17 protein-coding genes and 1 tRNA gene are annotated in these 20,727 nt (G+C 40.4%); 17 read left to right on the top strand and 1 reads right to left on the bottom strand.

The window, feature by feature from the left end; all coding sequences use genetic code 11:
- The 12 genes from AC07WY_RS20235 to AC07WY_RS20180 form a co-directional block, all read left to right on the top strand.
- Nucleotides 1-77 (top strand): EF-Tu C-terminal domain-related protein (locus AC07WY_RS20235; RefSeq protein WP_445585612.1); only part of this gene is annotated, 77 nt, incomplete at its 5' end.
- Between the two features lie 50 nt (nucleotides 78-127).
- A tRNA-Trp gene (locus AC07WY_RS20230) sits at nucleotides 128-203 on the top strand.
- A 74-nt stretch (nucleotides 204-277) separates the two neighbouring features.
- A complete protein-coding gene (gene secE / locus AC07WY_RS20225; protein WP_004718489.1) occupies nucleotides 278-718 on the top strand; it encodes a preprotein translocase subunit SecE in 441 nt (146 codons plus the stop codon).
- Nucleotides 719-725: 7 nt separating this feature from the next.
- Nucleotides 726-1,259 (top strand): transcription termination/antitermination protein NusG, encoded by a 534-nt coding sequence (nusG, locus tag AC07WY_RS20220; RefSeq protein ID WP_004718486.1) that lies wholly within the window; start codon nucleotides 726-728, stop codon nucleotides 1,257-1,259.
- 117 nt (nucleotides 1,260-1,376) lie between these two features.
- Complete coding sequence (gene rplK, locus AC07WY_RS20215) at nucleotides 1,377-1,805, top strand: 50S ribosomal protein L11 (RefSeq protein ID WP_004718484.1); 429 nt, start codon at nucleotides 1,377-1,379, stop codon at nucleotides 1,803-1,805.
- A gap of 3 nt (nucleotides 1,806-1,808) precedes the next feature.
- A complete protein-coding gene (gene rplA / locus AC07WY_RS20210; RefSeq protein ID WP_004718482.1) occupies nucleotides 1,809-2,504 on the top strand; it encodes a 50S ribosomal protein L1 in 696 nt (231 codons plus the stop codon).
- A 361-nt stretch (nucleotides 2,505-2,865) separates the two neighbouring features.
- Entirely contained in the window at nucleotides 2,866-3,372 is a 507-nt protein-coding gene (gene rplJ / locus AC07WY_RS20205) for a 50S ribosomal protein L10 (RefSeq protein ID WP_004718479.1), read from the top strand.
- A gap of 48 nt (nucleotides 3,373-3,420) precedes the next feature.
- Entirely contained in the window at nucleotides 3,421-3,786 is a 366-nt protein-coding gene (gene rplL / locus AC07WY_RS20200; protein ID WP_004818508.1) for a 50S ribosomal protein L7/L12, read from the top strand.
- A 304-nt stretch (nucleotides 3,787-4,090) separates the two neighbouring features.
- Nucleotides 4,091-8,179 carry a DNA-directed RNA polymerase subunit beta gene (rpoB, locus tag AC07WY_RS20195; protein WP_004718475.1) on the top strand — a complete coding sequence of 1,363 codons (4,089 nt, stop codon included), beginning with the start codon at nucleotides 4,091-4,093 and terminating at the stop codon, nucleotides 8,177-8,179.
- 154 nt (nucleotides 8,180-8,333) lie between these two features.
- The gene (gene rpoC, locus AC07WY_RS20190; RefSeq protein WP_004718473.1) at nucleotides 8,334-12,527 is read left to right on the top strand and encodes a DNA-directed RNA polymerase subunit beta'; all 4,194 of its coding nucleotides are present in this window, start codon (nucleotides 8,334-8,336) and stop codon (nucleotides 12,525-12,527) included.
- A gap of 83 nt (nucleotides 12,528-12,610) precedes the next feature.
- Nucleotides 12,611-13,174 (top strand): hypothetical protein, encoded by a 564-nt coding sequence (locus AC07WY_RS20185; RefSeq protein ID WP_262084832.1) that lies wholly within the window; start codon nucleotides 12,611-12,613, stop codon nucleotides 13,172-13,174.
- Between the two features lie 393 nt (nucleotides 13,175-13,567).
- Nucleotides 13,568-13,924: a YMGG-like glycine zipper-containing protein gene (locus tag AC07WY_RS20180; protein ID WP_004718470.1), complete on the top strand. Its 357-nt coding sequence runs from the start codon at nucleotides 13,568-13,570 to the stop codon at nucleotides 13,922-13,924.
- 172 nt (nucleotides 13,925-14,096) lie between these two features.
- Here AC07WY_RS20180 and AC07WY_RS20175 read toward each other — a convergent pair whose 3' ends face one another.
- On the bottom strand, nucleotides 14,097-14,585 hold the full coding sequence (locus AC07WY_RS20175) for a PaaI family thioesterase (protein WP_004818511.1): 489 nt from the start codon (nucleotides 14,583-14,585) through the stop codon (nucleotides 14,097-14,099).
- Nucleotides 14,586-14,704: 119 nt separating this feature from the next.
- Between AC07WY_RS20175 and AC07WY_RS20170 the strand changes: the two genes are divergently transcribed.
- From AC07WY_RS20170 to htpG, 5 genes are all read left to right on the top strand, one after another.
- Nucleotides 14,705-15,580, top strand: a complete 876-nt coding sequence (locus AC07WY_RS20170) for an alpha/beta fold hydrolase (RefSeq protein ID WP_270383221.1) — start codon at nucleotides 14,705-14,707, stop codon at nucleotides 15,578-15,580.
- 144 nt (nucleotides 15,581-15,724) lie between these two features.
- The gene (locus AC07WY_RS20165; RefSeq protein ID WP_004818515.1) at nucleotides 15,725-17,143 is read left to right on the top strand and encodes a Na+/H+ antiporter family protein; all 1,419 of its coding nucleotides are present in this window, start codon (nucleotides 15,725-15,727) and stop codon (nucleotides 17,141-17,143) included.
- A gap of 380 nt (nucleotides 17,144-17,523) precedes the next feature.
- Nucleotides 17,524-18,135, top strand: coding sequence for an OmpW/AlkL family protein (locus AC07WY_RS20160; protein WP_034617314.1), 612 nt, complete (start codon nucleotides 17,524-17,526; stop codon nucleotides 18,133-18,135).
- A gap of 167 nt (nucleotides 18,136-18,302) precedes the next feature.
- Entirely contained in the window at nucleotides 18,303-18,644 is a 342-nt protein-coding gene (locus AC07WY_RS20155) for a lysozyme inhibitor LprI family protein (RefSeq protein ID WP_004818519.1), read from the top strand.
- 92 nt (nucleotides 18,645-18,736) lie between these two features.
- Nucleotides 18,737-20,668, top strand: a complete 1,932-nt coding sequence (gene htpG / locus AC07WY_RS20150) for a molecular chaperone HtpG (RefSeq protein ID WP_262084833.1) — start codon at nucleotides 18,737-18,739, stop codon at nucleotides 20,666-20,668.
- Nucleotides 20,669-20,727: the final 59 nt, after the last annotated feature.

Genomic DNA, 20,727 nt, shown 5'->3' with positions numbered 1-20,727 from the left:
ACCCAGGTCTACGTTTTGCGATCCGTGAAGGTGGTCGTACAGTTGGTGCTGGTGTAGTTGCTAAAGTAACTGCATAACCGCTAATATGTTTGTTCTAACCGAGAGTTTAGGCTCTCGGTTTGTTTATAGGTCAGTAGTTCAATTGGTAGAGCGTCGGTCTCCAAAACCGAATGTTGGGGGTTCGAGTCCCTCCTGACCTGCCATTTTTTAAATAAAAAACTTGATGTCGGCTAAACTGGTCATATAATAAGTCGCGAAACCTACGACGAGTACAAAAATGTCGAATGATAAATCACGTGACGCAATGGGCGGCGCGGCAATTCCTCAAAGCAACAATTCTGCTGAAATGGTGAAGACAAGTTCTCCATTTGATTTTATTTTGTGGATCATAGCATTGGCTTTATTTGGCGGTGCGTTGATGACAAATCAATATCTTCCAGCATATTGGGCACCTGCAAATAGTGTCTGGGTGCGTATTGGGGTAATTTTAGCTTGTATCATCGTAGCTTTAGGTTTATTATACGCCACCCATCAAGGCAAAGGCTTTGTTCGTTTGCTTAAAGACTCTCGTATCGAATTGCGTCGAGTTACATGGCCTACGAAACATGAAACAGTAACCACTTCATGGCAAGTTCTCCTCGTTGTTGTAGTTGCCGCAATTATTTTGTGGTGTTTTGACTATATCATCGGTTGGTTTATGAAGTTTATTATCGGGTAAGAGAGCTATGAAACGTTGGTACATTATTCATGCCTATTCAGGTTATGAAAAACAAGTGATGCGTTCACTTAATGATCGAATCCAGCGTAGCGCTGTTGCTGATAGTTTTGGTGAAGTCCTTGTTCCTACCGAAGAAGTGGTAGAGATGAAGGATGGTAAGAAACGTAAATCAGAGCGTAAATTCTTTCCTGGCTATGTGTTAGTCGAAATGGAAATGAATGATGAAACTTGGCACATTGTTAAAGAATGTCCAAAAGTATTAGGTTTCATCGGTGGTACAGCTGAAAAGCCAGCACCAATTACGCAAAAAGAAGCTGATGCGATTCTTGCACGTGTACACAATAAAGGTGAAGCACCTCGTCCTAAGACGATGTTTGAGCCGGGTGAAGAATTACTTGTTACTGACGGTCCATTCACAGACTTTAAAGGTGTGGTGGAAGAAGTTCAGTACGAAAAATCACGTTTAACGTTGACGATTAATGTATTTAATCGACCAACTCAAGTTGAATTGGAATTTCGCCAAGTCGAAAAAACAATTTAATTTGCACTGTTTGAAAGCGCCCGATTTGTTATGGATCGGGCATTGTTGTTGTAACGGTATCGTTACTTGAAATGTTGGGGAGCTCTAAAAGGCGTTTGTACCCAGAGGTAATTTGAAATGGCTAAGAAGATTGACGGCTATATCAAGCTGCAAGTTCCAGCTGGTAAAGCGAATCCATCTCCACCGATTGGTCCTGCACTAGGTCAACGTGGTGTTAACATCATGGCATTCTGTAAAGAATTCAATGCTGCTACACAAAAAGTTGAACAAGGTCTTCCAATTCCTGTAGTGATCACTGTGTACAACGATAAGTCGTTCACATTCATCATGAAAACTCCACCTGCTGCGATTCTTCTTAAGAAAGCTGCTGGTATCCAAAAGGGTTCTGCTGTACCAAACAAAACTAAAGTTGGTAAGTTGACTCGCGCTCAGTTAGAAGAAATTGCGACTACTAAAGAACCAGATTTAACTGGTGCTGATTTAGACGCACGTGTACGTACCATTGCTGGTTCTGCGCGTTCTATGGGCTTGGAAGTGGAGCTATAAGACATGGCAAAGTTAACTAAACGTCAAAAAGCCATTGCTGCAGCTATTGAAGCAAACAAAGTTTACACTTTGGAAGAAGCAGTACAAGTTCTTAGCAGCCTACCTGCTGCAAAATTCAAAGAATCTTTGGATGTTGCGGTAAACCTAGGTGTTGATCCTCGTAAATCTGACCAAGTTGTTCGTGGCGCGACTACACTTCCTGCAGGTACTGGTAAAACTGTACGTGTTGCTGTGTTTGCTCAAGGCGCTGCTGCTGAAGCTGCTAAAGCTGAAGGCGCGGACATCGTTGGTTTTGATGATCTTGCTGAAAGCATTCAAGCGGGTAACTTAGACTTCGATGTTGTGATTGCTGCTCCAGATGCAATGCGTGTTGTTGGTAAGTTAGGTACGATCCTTGGTCCACGTGGCTTAATGCCAAACCCTAAAGTGGGTACTGTAACTCCTGACGTAGCAACTGCAGTTAAAAATGCAAAAGCTGGTCAAGCACGTTACCGTGTAGACAAAGCGGGTATCATCCACGCTGCGATCGGTCAAGTAGGTTTCACTGCTGAAGCTGTTCGTTCAAACGTTGAAGCGCTTATCGCTGACCTTAAGAAAGCAAAACCTGCGACTTCTAAAGGTATCTACATCCAAAAGATCACTTTGAGCTCAACTATGGGTCCTGGTCTTGTTGTTGATGTACAAAACGTTTCTAAATAATTATTTTTCAATAATTATATTGCGATAAAAGAATTTTAAAGTCCTGAGTAAAATTTGAAGTGTTACTTCAAATTTTACGCAAGAAAGAGTGATGACTTCTATTGAGGTTGAGCTTTTCTTCTTGTGGATTGATAAAGCATTGCTTTGTTGATCATCAGGCGGACTTTGAATTGATAGATGTAAATTTATCAGCGTCAAAGACCTCAGGCGAGGGGAGTCTTCGGATTCGCTTCTTAAAATACCAGTCTGAGTAGACGCGGTGGTGTGATTGATTCCTCCTCCGCGTGTAAGTCAAGAGATTGATTTACGAATTGGGAGTGCAGTCCGTGGATTGCATAAATCACCGTTAGGAGGTTTTACAATGGCTCTTCTTATCGAAGACAAAAAACAGATCGTTGCGGAAGTAAATGAAGTTGCTTCTACCGCGTTTGCTGCTGTTGTTGCTGACTACCAAGGTTTAACAGTTGAACAATTGACTACACTTCGTGTTGAAGCTCGTAAGTTAGGTGTTAAGACACGTATCGTGCGTAACACTTTGGCTAAACGTGCTTTCGAAGGTACTCAATTTGATATCTTAGACGAAAACCTTGTTGGTCCAACTATTCTAGCTTTTTCAACTTCTGAAGATGACATGGGCGCAGCTGCTCGCTTGTTTGAAGAATTTGCTAAAACTAACAAAGCATTTGAACTTAAAGCTGCTGCATTTGACGGCAAACTTTATCAAGGTGCTGACGTTAGCGTTATCGCGAATCTTCCGAACCAAGAAAAAGCACTTACTATGCTTGCCAATGTTCTTCAAGCTCCTATTTCGAAATTGGGTCGCCTTATTACAGCGCTCAAAGAGAAAAACGAGTCAGAAGCTGCATAAGCTTAATAAATTTCACACACCATTCAATATCCATTTGGAGTTATTCTCATGGCTTTAACTAACGAAGAAATCTTAAACGCAGTTGCTGAAAAAACTGTTCTTGAACTTGTTGAACTTATCTCTGCTTTCGAAGAGAAATTCAACGTATCAGCTGCTGCTGTAGCTGTAGCTGCAGGTCCTGCTGTTGCTGCTGCTGAAGAGCAATCAGAATTCAATGTTGAATTGACTTCTTTCGGTGCTAACAAAGTTGCTGTAATTAAAGCAGTACGTGAAGTTACTGGTCTTGGCTTGAAAGAAGCTAAAGACTTAGTAGAAGGCGCTCCTTCAAATCTTAAAGAAGGCGTTTCTAAAGAAGAAGCTGAAGAACTTAAGAAAAAACTTGAAGAAACTGGTGCTACAGTTACTGTTAAGTAATTTCGCTAGGGGTCGAATTTTAATTTGACCCCAAAAATTGGCTGATGGCTCTTGGGTCATCAGCCTTTTTGCGTTACAATAATCGGCTCGATTTTAGATTGATTGGTAGAAAAACCATCAATTTTAAAAATAAATAAACACAATCAAACGCTTAGCAATATTTTTCCATTTTAAAAATATTGCTAAGCGTTTTGTACCACTGAAATTTGCAGCATTTGTATAAAAGTGGTGGTCATATCGACCTGCGTAATTCCTTCTAAGTTCGTTCTGCAGGCGGACTTAGTTTACTTTCCGAGGACTCCAGATGGCATACTCATATACCGAAAAGAAACGGATCCGTAAGAATTTTGGTAAATTGCCCCAAGTCATGCATGCTCCGTACCTGCTCTCGATTCAAGTCGACTCGTACAGAACATTCTTGCAAGATGGCAAAACACCAAAAAATCGCGAAGATATCGGTCTCCAAGCTGCATTTCGTTCAGTTTTTCCTATTGAAAGTTATTCGGGCAATGCTGCTTTAGAATTCGTTGAGTATAGTCTTGGTAAACCAGAGTTTGATGTTCGCGAATGTATTCTTCGTGGCTCAACCTTTGCGGCACCAATGCGCGTTAAAATTCGTTTGATCATCAAAGATCGTGAAACGAAATCTATTAAAGACGTACGTGAACAAGAAGTGTACATGGGTGAAATGCCACTCATGACTGAGAATGGTACCTTTGTCATCAATGGTACTGAGCGTGTAATCGTATCTCAATTACACCGTTCACCAGGCGTATTCTTTGACCATGATAAAGGTAAAACGCATTCAAGCGGTAAAGTGCTTTATTCAGCACGTATTATTCCTTATCGTGGTTCATGGTTAGATTTTGAGTTTGATGCTAAAGATTTAGTCTTTGTACGTATTGACCGTCGTCGTAAATTACTTGCGACTGTTGTGTTACGTGCATTGAGCTATAGCAATGAACAAATTCTGAATATGTTCTACGAAAAAGTACCTGTATATCTTGATATGGGTAGCTATCAGATTGACCTTGTGCCTGAACGTCTTCGTGGTGAAATGGCTCAATTTGATATCGTGGACAATGATGGTAAAGCCATTGTTGAACAAGGTAAACGTATTAATGCTCGCCATGTACGTCAAATGGAAGCTGCTGGTTTAACTAAACTTCCAGTTCCAGATGAATATTTGTATGAGCGTATTACTGCTGAAGATATCGTACTTAAAGACGGTGAAGTAATTACTGCTAACACTGTATTAAGTCATGAGATTTTGGTCAGAATTGCTGAAGGTGGTATTAAACAATTTAATATCCTGTTCACCAATGACATCGATCGTGGTTCTTTTGTTGCTGACACCTTACGTGCAGATACAACATCTGGTCGTGAAGAAGCACTTGTAGAAATCTACAAAGTGATGCGTCCAGGTGAGCCACCAACGAAAGAAGCGGCTGAAAACTTATTCAATAACTTATTCTTCTCTACAGAGCGCTATGATTTATCGCCTGTGGGTCGTATGAAGTTTAACCGTCGTTTGGGTCGTCCTTACGAAGTGGGTACAGATCAGAAGTCTCGTGAAGTAGAAGGTATTCTTTCTAACGATGACATCATTGATGTACTGAAAACACTGGTAGAAATTCGTAACGGTAAAGGTGAAGTCGACGATATCGATCACTTGGGTAACCGTCGCGTACGTTCTGTTGGTGAAATGACAGAAAACCAATTCCGTGTTGGTTTAGTTCGTGTTGAACGTGCTGTTAAAGAGCGTTTAAACCAAGCTGAAACAGATAACTTGTCTCCACAAGATTTGATCAATGCGAAACCAGTTGCTGCTGCAATCAAAGAATTCTTTGGTTCAAGCCAATTGTCACAGTTTATGGATCAAAACAACCCATTGTCAGAAATTACACACAAACGTCGTGTATCTGCGCTTGGGCCTGGTGGTTTGACACGTGAACGTGCGGGCTTTGAAGTACGTGACGTACATCAAACTCACTATGGTCGTGTATGTCCAATTGAAACACCTGAAGGACCAAACATTGGTTTGATCAACTCGCTTTCTGTTTATGCAAAAGCGAACAACTTCGGTTTCTTGGAAACACCATACCGTCGCGTTGTTGATGGTCGTGTAACAGATGATGTTGAATATTTATCTGCAATTGAAGAAGTAGGTACTGTTATTGCACAGGCCGATTCTGCATTGGATAAAGATGGACATTTAACAGAAGACTTCGTTTCAGTACGTCACCAAGGTGACTTCGTTCGTATGCCACCTGAAAAAGTGACGCATATGGATGTATCTGCTCAACAGGTTGTATCTGTCGCTGCATCACTTATTCCATTCCTTGAACACGATGATGCCAACCGTGCATTGATGGGTTCAAACATGCAACGTCAGGCTGTTCCTACATTGCTTGCTGATAAACCACTTGTGGGTACCGGCATGGAAGCAAACGTAGCGCACGACTCTGGTGTATGTGTGATCGCGAAACGTGGCGGACGCATTGAGTTTGTAGATGCATCACGTGTGGTTATTCGTGTCAACGAAGATGAAATGATCGCGGGTGAAGCAGGTGTAGATATCTACAACTTGATCAAATACACGCGTTCAAACCAAAACACATGTATTAACCAAAAAGTGCTTGTGAGCATGGGCGATAAAGTCGGCCGTGGTGACGTTCTTGCTGATGGTCCATCAACTGATGGTGGTGAATTAGCATTGGGTCAGAACATGCGTGTCGCGTTCATGACTTGGAACGGTTATAACTACGAAGACTCGATTTTATTATCTGAACGTGTTCTTCAAGAAGATCGTTTAACGTCAATTCATATTCAAGAATTATCATGTGTTGCGCGTGATACGAAGTTAGGTGCGGAAGAAATCACTGCCGATATTCCTAACGTAGGTGAAGCAGCGTTATCTAAACTTGATGAATCAGGTATTGTTTATATCGGTGCTGAAGTTGCAGCGGGTGATATTCTTGTTGGTAAAGTGACACCTAAAGGTGAAACACAATTAACCCCTGAAGAAAAATTACTTCGTGCAATCTTTGGTGAGAAAGCGGCAGACGTTAAAGATTCATCTTTACGTGTTTCTTCAAGCGTTAAAGGTACAGTCATCGACGTTCAAGTGTTTACACGTGACGGTATCGAGAAAGATGAACGTGCTCAAGCGATTGAGAAAGCGCAACTTGATGCTTACCGTAAAGACTTGAAAGAAGAATTCAAAATCTTCGAAGAAGCTGCTCGTGAACGTATTATCCGTTTGTTAAAAGGCCAAGAGTCGAATGGCGGCGGTACGACCAAGCGCGGTGATAAGCTATCTGAAGATGTATTGTCTGGTTTAGAGCTTGTTGATCTTTTAGAAGTTCAACCAACAGATGAAGGTATCGCTGAACGCTTAACTCAAATTCAAGTGTTCTTGAAAGAGAAGAGCTACGAGATTGATGAGAAATTTGCTGAGAAAAAACGCAAACTTTCTACAGGTGATGAGCTTACAACAGGTGTATTGAAAGTTGTTAAAGTTTACTTAGCTGTAAAACGTCGTATTCAGCCTGGTGATAAAATGGCGGGTCGTCACGGTAACAAAGGTGTTGTATCAAACATCTTGCCTGTTGAAGACATGCCGCATGACATCCATGGTGTTCCAGTTGATGTCGTACTTAACCCATTGGGTGTACCATCACGTATGAACGTGGGTCAGATTCTTGAAACTCACTTAGGTATGGCTGCAAAAGGTCTTGGCGATAAGATCGACAAGATGATGAAAGAGCAACGTACCGTTCTTGAGCTTCGTGATTTCTTAGACAAGATTTATAACAAAGTTGGTGGCGAGCAAGAAGATCTTGATAGCTTAACTGATGAAGAAATCTTGGTGTTATCAGGTAACTTGCGTAAAGGTGTTCCTTTAGCTACGCCAGTATTTGATGGTGCAGAAGAAAGTCAGATCAAAGAGTTACTTGAGCTTGGTGGTATCTCACGTACAGGTCAAACAGTATTGTATGACGGACGTACAGGTGAGCGTTTTGACCGCCCAGTAACTGTTGGTTATATGTACATGCTCAAGTTGAACCATTTGGTTGATGACAAGATGCATGCACGTTCTACTGGTTCTTATTCACTTGTAACTCAACAACCGCTTGGTGGTAAAGCACAATTCGGTGGTCAGCGTTTCGGTGAGATGGAAGTCTGGGCACTAGAAGCTTATGGTGCTGCTTATACACTTCAAGAAATGCTTACTGTGAAGTCGGATGACGTTGAAGGTCGTACTCGCATCTATAAAAACATCGTAGATGGTAACCATTATATGGATCCGGGTATGCCTGAATCGTTTAACGTATTGACCAAAGAGATCCGTTCTTTAGGTATCAACATTGAACTGAAAAATGGTGACTAAACTTCACCATTGAATCTCCCTAAATCCCTCTTTATGAAAGAGGGACTTTCCCCCTTAGAAAAAGGGGGATCAAGGGGGATTAAAATTCAGTGAAAAAACAATATTTGTGACCCAGTCGTAGCCTGAAAAGCGCTTTGACACACGGAGAAAAAAATTGAAAGACTTGCTCGATATCATGCGCAAAAAGACGGATTCAGATGGTCACGCTCCAGTAGAGTTTGACCGTATCCGTATTGGTCTTGCGTCACCAGAAATGATTAAGTCATGGTCTCACGGTGAAGTTAAAAAGCCAGAAACCATTAACTATCGTACGTTTAAACCAGAACGTGATGGTTTATTCTGTGCCAAAATCTTTGGTCCAGTAAAAGATTACGAATGCTTGTGTGGTAAATACAAGCGTATGAAATATAAAGGCGTCATTTGTGAAAAATGTGGCGTTGAAGTAACAACTGCAAAAGTTCGTCGTGAGCGTATGGGTCACATCGAGCTTGCTTCTCCAGTTGCGCATATTTGGTTCTTGAAATCACTACCAAGCCGTATCGGTTTATTACTTGATATGACTTTACGTGATATCGAACGTGTATTGTACTTCGAATCTTATGTCGTTACTGATCCTGGCATGACGCCAATGGAAAAGTACCAACTTCTTAACGATGAAGAATACTTCACTGCGTTAGAAGAACATGGTGACGAATTCAGCGCAAAAATGGGTGCAGAAGCAGTTCAAGATTTGTTGAAAGACATCGATCTTGAAGCTGAAATTTCTCGTTTACGTGAAGAAATTCCGAACACAACTTCAGAAACGAAGCTTAAAAAAGCCTCTAAACGTTTGAAGTTGATGGAAGCGTTCAAAGAGTCAAACAACAAGCCAGAATGGATGGTGATGAATGTACTTCCAGTACTTCCACCTGATCTTCGCCCGTTGGTACCGCTTGAAGGTGGTCGTTTTGCGACTTCTGACTTGAACGATCTTTATCGTCGTGTGATCAACCGTAACAACCGTTTAAAACGTCTTCTTGACCTTGCTGCACCAGACATTATCGTACGTAACGAAAAACGTATGTTACAAGAGTCTGTAGATGCGTTATTGGACAATGGTCGTCGTGGTCGTGCAATTACCGGTTCGAACAAACGTCCGCTTAAATCTTTGGCAGATATGATCAAAGGTAAGCAAGGTCGTTTCCGTCAAAACTTACTTGGTAAGCGTGTTGACTACTCTGGTCGTTCGGTAATTACTGTAGGTCCAACTTTACGTTTGCACCAATGTGGTCTTCCGAAGAAAATGGCACTTGAATTATTCAAGCCGTTTATCTTTGCTAAGCTACAAGCTTCTGGCCAAGCAACAACCATTAAAGCTGCGAAGAAAATGGTTGAGCGTGAAACTCCTGAAGTTTGGGACGTTCTTGCATCTGTAATTCGTCAACATCCAGTGATGTTGAACCGTGCGCCAACACTTCACCGTTTAGGTCTTCAAGCATTTGAACCTATTCTAATTGAAGGTAAAGCGATCCGTTTACACCCACTCGTTTGTGCTGCGTTTAACGCCGACTTCGATGGTGACCAAATGGCGGTTCACGTTCCATTAACACTTGAAGCTCAATTAGAAGCTCGTGCGTTAATGATGTCGACCAACAACATCTTGTCACCTGCCAACGGTGAGCCGATCATCGTACCTTCTCAGGACGTTGTCTTGGGCTTGTATTACATCACACGTGATGCAATCAATGCCAAAGGTGAAGGCATGGTGTTTGCGGATACTCACGAAGTAAACCGTGCACTTGCAACAGGTCAAGTTGACTTACATGCGCGTGTAAAAGCACGTGTACACCAAACAGTGATTGATGAAAACGGTAACCGTGAGCATCAAACTATTGTTGTAGATACGACACCTGGTCGTTGCTTACTTTGGGAAGTTGTTCCTGAAGGTATGGATTTCCAACAAATCAACGTTGAGATGACTAAAAAGAACATCTCTAAGTTGATTAACTCTTGCTACCGTAAATTAGGTTTGAAAGATACTGTTATCTTTGCTGACCAATTGATGTACTTGGGCTTCCGCCAAGCAACACGTTCTGGTGTTTCTGTGGGTATGGAAGACATGTTGATTCCGCCACAAAAACAAGCAATTATCGAAAAAGCAGAAGTTGAAGTTCGTGAAATTGAACAACAATTCGAGCAAGGCTTCGTAACAGCGGGTGAGCGTTACAACAAAGTTGTCGATATTTGGGCGCGTACTAACGACCAAGTTGCCAAAGCGATGATGGACAACTTGTCATTCACGACTGTTAAAAACAAACAGGGTGAAGACGAGAAGCAAAAATCATTCAACAGTATCTACATGATGTCTGACTCTGGTGCCCGTGGTTCGGCAGCTCAGATTCGTCAGCTTGCAGGTATGCGTGGTTTGATGGCGAAACCAGATGGTTCGATCATTGAAACACCGATTAAAGCAAACTTCCGTGAAGGTTTGACAGTACTTCAGTACTTCATTTCAACACATGGTGCGCGTAAAGGTTTGGCCGATACAGCACTTAAAACAGCAAACTCTGGTTACTTGACACGTCGTCTAGTCGACGTTGCGCAAGACTTGGTTATTACTGAGCCAGATTGTGGTACGCTCGAAGGTCTTGTAATGACTCCGTTCATTCAAGGTGGCGATGTCATTGAGCCATTAAGTGTACGTGTATTAGGACGTGTAACTGCTGAAGACGTGAAAAAAGCGGGTTCAGATGAAGTTGTGCTTCCACGTAACACATTGATTGACGAGAAAATCGCGGCGTATCTTGAAGATGCGGGTGTCGATGAAGTTAAAGTACGTTCAGTTGTAAACTGTGCTTCGACTTTCGGTGTATGTGCTAAATGTTATGGTCGTGACTTGGCGCGTGGTCACTTGGTGAATCCAGGTGAATCTGTTGGTGTTATGGCTGCGCAATCAATTGGTGAACCTGGTACACAGTTAACCATGCGTACATTCCACGTAGGTGGTGCTGCAAGCCGAACGTCTGCTGCAAATAGCGTACAAGTACGTAACAAAGGTACAGTTCGTTTCCATAACGTTAAAACTGTTCAACATGCCAAAGGTCACTTGGTGTCTGTTTCACGTTCAGGTGAAATCGGTATCGCTGATGATTTAGGTCGCGAACGTGAGCGTTATAAACTTCCATACGGTGCGTCTATCTTGATTAAAGATGGTCAACCTGTAGAAGGCGGTGGTATTGTTGCAACTTGGGATCCGCATACACATCCATTGGTTACAGAAGTTGCTGGTAAAGCACGCTTCAGCCAAATTTCGGATGGCGTAACTGCAACATCGAAAACTGATGATGCAACAGGTATGACCACGGTTGAAATTTTACCTGTAACAGCACGTCCTGCTTCTGGTAAAGATTTGCGTCCTGCAATCGTGTTGGATACAACCGATGGCGGCGAACAGTTCTACTTCTTGCCACAAAACACGATCGTGACTGTTCGTGATGGCGAGACGATCGGTGTTGGTGACGTTATTGGTCGTGTACCACAAGAAACTTCACGTACTCGTGATATTACCGGTGGTCTACCGCGTGTAGCTGACTTGTTCGAAGCACGTAAGCCGAAAGAACATGCAATTCTTGCTGAAATCTCAGGTGTTGTAAGCTTTGGTAAAGAAACCAAAGGTAAGAACCGTTTAGTGATTACACCAGATGATGGCTCTGAAATTTATGAAGAGTTGATTCCAAAATGGCGTACCATTAACGTGTTTGAAGGTGAGCATGTGAACCGTGGTGAAACCATTTCTGATGGTCCACAAAACCCACATGACATCTTGCGTTTGAAAGGTGAAGTTGCATTAACCAACTACATCGTGAACGAAGTTCAAGACGTTTACCGCTTACAAGGTGTAAAAATCAACGATAAGCATATCGAAGTAATCGTTCGTCAAATGTTGCGTAAAGTTGACATTACCGACGGTGGCGATACAAGCTTTATCAAAGGCGAACAAGTGGATTACATCCGCGTTGTGGGTGAAAACCAAGCGGTATTGGCTCAGAACAAGTTCCCTGCGAAGTATGAACGTCAATTGATGGGTATTACCAAAGCATCGCTTTCTACTGACTCGTTCATCTCTGCTGCATCGTTCCAGGAAACAACCCGTGTGTTAACTGAAGCGGCTGTAACAGGTAAAGAAGATGATTTACGTGGTTTGAAAGAAAACGTTGTTGTAGGTCGTTTGATTCCAGCAGGTACTGGTCTTGCATACCACTTAGAACGTCGTCGTCAAGAAGCAGAAGCTGCAGAGCATGAGCTTGTAAATGACTTCTCTGAGGTTGATCAAGCATTCTCTCAAGCTTTAAACGAAGATTCTTTCTAAGTTAAACAGCTTTTGAAATGAAGAAGACGCCTTAGGGCGTCTTTTTTTATATACTGAGTAGATCTCAGTCACAAACATTAAAAATGGCAGTTAAAATTAGAAATATATGGATAGTTTTACTGGCAGTCATGTTCGTTCCTGTCTGCTTGTTGATGTTTTTACCAGCTCAGCCAGAAATGAATTGGCAGCACGATGTATTTCAATTCATCACAGAAAAATTAAAGATTCAAACGGGAAGGTTTGGTCCCTTGGCTTTTTATACCGTATCGGTGACTGCATATTTTTCGCTATTGAGCAGCATTTGGGCCGTTTTTTTATTTTGCATGATTTGGCAAGAAGGGCGTCAAACTATACCTCAAACAACGCTCCAGGCAGCGCAGTTTAAGTTGTGGGATGCGGTGCTTGTAGTTGTATGTATTCTTGGGTTTATCTGGTTTAGTTTTTCGATGATGCAATGGCATTTCGCGAAACAAGATATGACCATAGGTTTAGGTCGAAATGGCTATTTATTCCAATCCTTGTATCACTATCAACTTGGCGTTGTCTTTGCTGAACTCTTTTTTATGCTTTTCTTGGTATTCAGCCAGCTGGCAATCTTGATGCTTGTTTATGCAAGTTATCGTTTTCTCAAAGAGAAATTTAAATAAGAAAAATTAAGATTCAATATGAGTTATTTAATGATTACCCCGTTGTTTTTAAATATTTAACTAGGAAATGGTTGCTCAAAAATAGGCTTTTTTCATAACGCCTTTTTAAAACGATAAATCAACATGAAATTTCCCTCATCCTAGCCTTCTCCCAAAGCGAGAAGGGACTTCAATACCAATATAATTCACTCAACATGATCATCTTTTACTTTATGAAAGCGACCTAATAATTTCTTATTAACATGAATGTTATTTAAATTCGATTGTGCATCTTTGATAATCAAAGACTACAAATGGCAACATGAAAATTTAATTTAATCCATAAATTAGTGTTTTCATAAAATCAGTCGTAATCAATTGCATTTGTAAGTTCAGATAGAAAGGATGAATAACATGAAAAAAATAGTAATGACTATGATGTGTGTGAGTTTACCTATTGTGATGCTTACAGGTTGTGAAAACATGTCAGCAAACGATAAGCGTATTGCTTCAGCGGCCCTTGGTGGTGCTGTTGGTGGCGGTGTAGGTAATCATGCAGGTAATGGCGTTGGTGCTGCTGTTGGTGCAGGCGGTGGTGCTGCTGTAGGAAGCAAAGCCAACAATGGTTCAAATCGCAATGCAACCTATAGTGGTATCGGTGCGGGTATTGGCTCAGTCCTTGGTAAAGGTGTTCTTGGCGGTGATGCCGGTGCTGCAATTGGTGGCGCGATCGGTGGTGGTGCTGGTGCTGCTATTGAGCAAAATAAGTAAGCGTCTAAACCCAAGACTCAATAAAAATAAGCGCAACGTATTAGCATTGCTGATTACGTGATGCGCTTATTTTTTATCCCTATTCATATCTAAGCTTAAAAGATCTGACCACTTCAGTACTCTTGTTGCATCTATTGATATTTCGTTTTAGTAAGACTGATTTTAATCTTATTTAGCGTTTTAAGGGGTGTGGGTTTTTACGACGGATATATACGGTTTTTTGTACCTCAGCAATTCTTAAGCCAGAATCATCAAAAATATTCACGGTATAGTTACGATAGACTGGACTATAGTTTTCAGCTAAATCTTTGACATGTTCGATTTCAATCGCATCTAAACGAATATCTGCATAAACCGTACTACGTCCAGGGGAAAGGAAATTGATGCTTGCGGTTTTATCCCAAACCATATATTTCGGACCCAGATGATGCATTAAAAGAAGCATATAAAATGGATCAACCATTGAATACAAACTACCGCCAAAGTGCACACCAACAATATTTTGATTGCTGTGTGTCAGTGGCATTTTGACCCGAACATGATAGTTTTTTAGATCAATTTTTTCGATTTCAATCCCTGCACCTTTATATGGAGAAAAATGATTCAACATAAATTTGGAAACAAATGGGATTGTCTGTAGTTTTTTGATTAGCGCATTCATGGTCAATTCTAGTTATCGATTTTTAAACCATAATAAAGAACTGAATGGAATGTGGCATTGATCCAAATGCCCTCTACTACGAAATCACAGCCAATGGTAAAACAATAAAAGGTGACTCAATGCAAGTGCAAACTTATTGGATATCCACACAAGATAAGCAAAAACTTTATGCAAAAACATGGGGTAATGCTGAAAACCCTGCATTGGTTTTGGTCCATGGCTATCCTGATAATCAGGAAGTTTGGGAACCTATTATTGAACAATTGATCTCAAAATTTTACATCATTACTTATGATGTACGTGGGGCAGGGCAGTCTTCTGTACCGAAACGAATTCGTGATTATGCTTTAGCACGCTTATCTTTGGATTTAGAGTGCGTGGTAAATGAGCTACTGCCCAATCGTAATTTTCATCTTGCAGCGCATGATTGGGGCTCGATTCAGTCGTGGGAATCTGTGACTGAACCTAAATTTAAAAACCGTATTTTGTCTTATACCACCATGTCTGGACCTTGTTTAGATCATGCTGCTTTTTGGATGCGTGAACAGTTTTTACATGAAAAGCCTAAATTTTTTAAGCAGTTATTTAAATCTTGGTATATCGTCGCATTCCAGTTACCATTTCTTGCACCGACCGTTTGGCATTTCTTTAGCCCACAACGCTGGGGCGCAATTTTAACGCAACTTGAGAAAAAGAAAGGCTTACCGTTAAACCAAAATATTGCAAAAGATGGTGAACATGGTATCGGGCTATACCGTGCTAACTTTCTTCCACGTTTAACTCGACCACGTGAGCGTTATGCAGTATGTCCTGTACAGGCGGTTGTACTGTTAAGAGATAAATTTGTAAGCCCAGAATTGATTGATGAAGTGCCTAAATGGGCAACAGATTTTGAACGTGTAGAAGTTGATGCAAACCATTGGGCAGTACTTAGCCAACCACAAGAGATTGCACAATATATTCAAACATTTGCACTCAAAAATAGTGAGAGTTGATTCGCTTAAAGTGATGTGAGCTCTTATAAAAATAGGCTATGTTTTCACATGGCCTATTCATTTTATGACCAGTCCGACTAAATTACAGCTTCATTGTAGTGAATCTGATAAAATATCGGCTTTCAAATTTTCGTAAATTTCTCCATGAATGCTGTCGTTATTGCGATTGCCGTGATGTTTATCTTGTCACTGGCACGAGTTTCTGTTGTTTTAACATTGGTTATTTCAGCAATTATAGGTGGGTTGGTTGCAGGTTTAAGTCTGTCAGATACAGTTACAGCATTTAATGCGGGCTTAGGTGATGGTGCAGAAGTTGCCTTGGCATATGCGGTATTAGGCGCTTTCGCTTTGGCACTTTCAAAGTCAGGCTTGCCTGATTTATTGGCCTATAAACTGATAGGCTTACTCGGTATGGAAGCCACGCAGAAACAAGCAACCAAAGTAAAATTCTTATTATTGGGTATTTTACTGATTGCCGCGATTTGTTCACAAAACTTAATTCCTGTGCATATCGCGTTTATTCCTGTGCTTGTTCCACCGTTATTAAAAGTGATGAATCACTTGAAACTCGACCGTCGTGCCGCAGCATGTGTACTGACCTTAGGTTTAGTCGGCACATATATCTTCTTGCCTGTAGGCTTTGGTGCAATTTTTCTTGAACAAATTCTGATGGGGAATATCAACAAAATTGGCGCTGCTTATCATCTGCATGTTGAAAGAAGCATGATGCCTATGGGTATGGCTATTCCTGTATTGGGTATGGTGATTGGTACTTTATTTGCCGTTTTTGTCAGTTATCGTAAACCGCGTATTTATGTTGATCGTAATGTTGCACCAATTACCACGATTGATTTAGATAAACCACTTCGTGCGGTAAATGTTGAGGTATTAAAAGCTGATGGCATTGCTTTAGAGCAAGAAGCCAAGCAAGAAGCTCCTGTGATTGCCAAGAAAACTATTCTTATGGCATTGCTGGCAATCATTTTAACCCTGATCTCTCAATTGTATTCAGGCTCAATGATTCTTGGCGGATTGGTTGGATTCTCTGTTCTCTCTGCCGCAGGGATTTTTAAATGGCAAGAAGCGGATGATGTTTTTGTACAAGGGATGCGTATGATGGCATTGGTCGGTTTTATCATGATCTCTGCTGCGGGTTTTGCATCGGTGATGACCCATACTGGGGATATTAATCAGTTGGTCAACGGTGTTGTACATTTGATTGGTGACAATAAAGCGCTAGCTGCTTTCTTGATGTTATTTATTGGTTTATTTGTAACGATTGGAATTGGTTCATCATTTTCAAGTGTGCCTGTGCTTGCAGTCATTTATGTTCCTTTATGTGTACAATTCGGCTTCTCTCCACTTGCAACTGTTGCCTTAATTGGTACTGCGGCAGCACTAGGAGATGCGGGTTCACCAGCTTCAGATTCGACCTTGGGACCTACGGCTGGTTTGGGCGTAGATGGGCAACATGATCATATTTGGGATACGGTTGTTCCAACATTTATCCATTTTAATATTCCATTATTGGTGTTTGGTTGGATTGCTGCGATGGTTTTATAAGTCGGTACTGATCAGACATAAGGAGATTCATTAAATGATTGATGAATCTCCTTTTTTTATGGTTATTTGGTCTAAAATAACTTGTATTTGCAGGAAATTTACTATAAATATTGAAAAAATAAAATAATAGCTGTGATTTGATTTATTTAAAATAACTAACCAATAGATAATATTATCTTGATTAAAATACTTGGTTTTAATTAAATAATCTTGATTAATTAAGTTGGATTTAAAAACCAACTATATTGATATGATTAAAATAAATTTACTTATATAACAATTGTTTGAAAATATATAATAATTTTTGATTTAAATAAATGTTGCAATATTATTAATACCTATGTTTAATGTTTATTAATAACAACGCTGGGGTATTTATAATGTTAAAGCAAACTGCTCTTATTGCATTAATGGCAATTTCTTCTGCTTCATTTGCAGATTGGCAAGTCAAAGTTGGTGGTTCGGTGATTGCACCAACACAAGACACCAAAGTTGCTGGTGTTGGTACTGTGAAAGCAGACCATGAATATGCTTTTACGCCTTCTGTAGAATATATCTTTGGTGAAACACCTTTCTCTGCGGAAGTTTTATTGGCGACACCAATTAGCCACGATGTGAAATTAGATGGTGAAAAAGCAGTTAACCTTAAACACTTACCACCAACTGTAACGTTTAAATATAACTTTAAAAACTCTACACGTTTTACACCGTATATTGGTGTGGGTGGTACAGCATTCCTTGCATGGGATGAGGAATCATCTGGGGCATTGGCGGGCACTAAGGTTAAAGTTAAAGATGATTTTGGTTTTGCTGGCCAAATCGGTTTTAACTTCCAACCTGCTGATGCAAAAAACTGGGGTGTTTTCTTTGATGCCCGTTATGCGCAATTAAGTCCAGAAGTGACTGTTAAAGCGGGTAATACCACTGCTGCAAAATTTGATTTAGATATTGATCCAGTTATCTATACTTTGGGTTATAGCTATAGATTCTAAGTTCGCTTTAGAATCATAAAAAACTCGGTAAATTTACCGAGTTTTTTTATTTTTACAGAGCCTTATATATTGAAACAAGAAGCAATAGAAAATCGTTATTTTTAGCTATATAAGCGCTGATTAAATCCATTTAATCTATCAGAACATCAATAAGACTTTGACATGATATGAAAAATTTAATTTTTATAATATTTGTAGGGTTAAGTAGCAGCACTATAGCCAATGCTGCAAGTTTTAATTGTGAGCATGCTCAAACCAAAAGCGAACATGCCATTTGTGAGCATCGCAGTTTAAACGATGCAGATGTCAAAATGGCGACCACCTATACCATTATCCGTAAACTCGTTCCGATGGGAACACGGGGTGTGATACAGGATCAGCAAGTGAAATGGTTACAACTGCGCAATCAATGTCAGGACAATCTACGCTGTTTAACCGATGCGTATCAGATGCGTCAGCAAAAACTAGAGATTTATATGAATCGAGTTTATCAACAAGGCCCATTTTAAAAAAAATTAAATTTGCCTATTGAAATATGCTTAAACCACTCCATTTCTAATGCATTCAATAAAAAAGCGTTATGAATTTACGGAGTGATTTTATGAGTGAACAGAACGTACAACACAGTTCAAAAAAGCATAGCTTTCAAGCAGAAGTGGCTCAGCTTTTACATTTAGTGACGCATTCACTTTATTCTAACCCTGAAATTTTCCTACGCGAGCTGATTTCAAATGCTTCAGATGCATGTGATAAGTTACGTTTTGAAGGAATTAACCATCCTGAATATTATGAGAATGATCCAGACTTACATGTTCGTGTAAGCTTAGATAAAGATGCCAAAACAATCACCATCTCAGACAATGGTATTGGTTTAAGCCAACAAGAAGCAATTGATAACTTAGGGACGATTGCTAAATCGGGCACCAAAGACTTTATGTCAAAGTTATCTGGTGATCAAAAAGCAGATGCGCAATTGATTGGTCAGTTTGGTGTAGGTTTTTATTCTGGTTTTATCGTTGCTGATAAAATTACCGTTGAATCTCGTCGTGCAGGTTTAGATGCATCAGAAGGTGTACGTTGGATCAGTGGCGGTACGGGTGACTTTGAAGTTGAACAAATTGAGAAGGCTTCACGTGGAACGTCGATTATTTTGCATTTGCGTGATGATGCGTTGGATTATTTAGAATCTTATAAAGTTAAACAAATTATCAATAAATACTCTGACCATATCAGCTTACCTATCGAAATGCAGAAGGAAGTTTGGCAGGAAGAAGAAGCTGCTGAAGGTGAAGAGAAAAAACCAGGTCATTATGTTAAAACAGATGAATGGGAAGCGATTAACTCAGCAAGTGCTTTGTGGACACGTAGCAAAGGCGAAATTACTGAAGAGCAGTATGTAGAATTCTATAAGAATTTAACGCATGACTTTGATGCACCATTGGCTTGGGCACATAACCGAGTTGAAGGCAGTACTGAATATACCCAATTGCTTTATATTCCAAGTAAAGCACCAAGTAATATTTTCACACGTGAAGCTAAAGCAGGCATTAAACTTTATGTAAAACGTGTATTTATTATGGATGATGCAGACAATCTGATTCCAAATTATCTACGTTTTGTACAAGGTGTGGTGGATAGTGCTGATCTGCCGCTTAACGTAAGCCGTGAGATTTTACAAGAAAGCCGTGATGTGAAAACCATCCGTGAAGGAAATGCACGTCGTGTATTAACAACATTGGATGCTTTAGCAAAATCAGAAGATCAAGCTGACCAAGACAAATTTAAAACCTTCTATGCTGAATTTGGTTCAGTAATCAAGGAAGGTTTAGGTGAAGACTTTGGTAATCGTGAACGTATTCTAAAACTTTTACGCTTCTCTACTTCGAACAATGATGAAGTATCAACATCATTGGAAGCGTATAAAGCACGCATGAAAGAAGGGCAAAAAGCCATCTATTATGTGACCGCCGATAGCTTAGCGGCTGCGAAAAACTCACCACAACTCGAATTGTTCCGTAAAAAAGACATTGAAGTTTTGCTTATGGCAGACCGTGTTGATGAATGGGCGATGGAGTTTGTGCATGACTTTGATGGCACACCTATGCAAAATGTCGCAAAGGGTGCAGTTGATCTTGGTGATTTACAAGATGCGGAAGAGAAAAAAGCACTTGAAGCTGCCGCAGAACAGTTTAAACCTGTGGTTGAAAAACTCTCTGATTCATTAAAAGCCAAGACCAAAGAAGTGCGTGTGACAACGCGTTTGGTGGACTCACCAGCATGTCTAGTGACCAGTGATGGCGAGCTTTCGCCGCAATTGATTCGTATGTTAAAACAAGCGGGTCAGGCTGTACCTGAATCTAAACCAATTCTGGAAATTAACCCAGAACATCCTTTAGTGAAAAAATTGGAAGGTTCAGCCCAGTTTGATGATTTAGCCAATGTAATCTTTGATCAGGCCGTAATTGCTGAGGGTGGTTTACCTGATGATCCTGCGGAATATGTAAAACGTATTAACAATTTATTGCTTAAATAAGTCGTCATTTGTTTTAACAGAGCCTATCTTAAAAATAGGCTTTTTTATCAATAAGATTA

Source organism: Acinetobacter sp. GW821-FHT01C12 (assembly GCF_059422625.1).
Note: the sequence above shows the minus strand (reverse complement) of the source record. Positions and strands in the feature narration are given on the sequence as shown.

Bases quoted from the DNA above. Each gene is read 5' to 3' on its own strand.
- secE (WP_004718489.1), top strand. From the start codon at position 278: ATGTCGAATGATAAATCACGTGACGCAATGGGCGGCGCGGCAATTCCT.
- nusG (WP_004718486.1), top strand. From the start codon at position 726: ATGAAACGTTGGTACATTATTCATGCCTATTCAGGTTATGAAAAACAA.
- rplK (WP_004718484.1), top strand. From the start codon at position 1,377: ATGGCTAAGAAGATTGACGGCTATATCAAGCTGCAAGTTCCAGCTGGT.
- rplA (WP_004718482.1), top strand. From the start codon at position 1,809: ATGGCAAAGTTAACTAAACGTCAAAAAGCCATTGCTGCAGCTATTGAA.
- rplJ (WP_004718479.1), top strand. From the start codon at position 2,866: ATGGCTCTTCTTATCGAAGACAAAAAACAGATCGTTGCGGAAGTAAAT.
- rplL (WP_004818508.1), top strand. From the start codon at position 3,421: ATGGCTTTAACTAACGAAGAAATCTTAAACGCAGTTGCTGAAAAAACT.
- rpoB (WP_004718475.1), top strand. From the start codon at position 4,091: ATGGCATACTCATATACCGAAAAGAAACGGATCCGTAAGAATTTTGGT.
- AC07WY_RS20185 (WP_262084832.1), top strand. From the start codon at position 12,611: ATGGCAGTTAAAATTAGAAATATATGGATAGTTTTACTGGCAGTCATG.
- AC07WY_RS20180 (WP_004718470.1), top strand. From the start codon at position 13,568: ATGAAAAAAATAGTAATGACTATGATGTGTGTGAGTTTACCTATTGTG.
- AC07WY_RS20175 (WP_004818511.1), bottom strand. From the start codon at position 14,585: ATGAATGCGCTAATCAAAAAACTACAGACAATCCCATTTGTTTCCAAA.
- AC07WY_RS20170 (WP_270383221.1), top strand. From the start codon at position 14,705: ATGCAAGTGCAAACTTATTGGATATCCACACAAGATAAGCAAAAACTT.
- AC07WY_RS20165 (WP_004818515.1), top strand. From the start codon at position 15,725: ATGAATGCTGTCGTTATTGCGATTGCCGTGATGTTTATCTTGTCACTG.
- AC07WY_RS20160 (WP_034617314.1), top strand. From the start codon at position 17,524: ATGTTAAAGCAAACTGCTCTTATTGCATTAATGGCAATTTCTTCTGCT.
- AC07WY_RS20155 (WP_004818519.1), top strand. From the start codon at position 18,303: ATGAAAAATTTAATTTTTATAATATTTGTAGGGTTAAGTAGCAGCACT.
- htpG (WP_262084833.1), top strand. From the start codon at position 18,737: ATGAGTGAACAGAACGTACAACACAGTTCAAAAAAGCATAGCTTTCAA.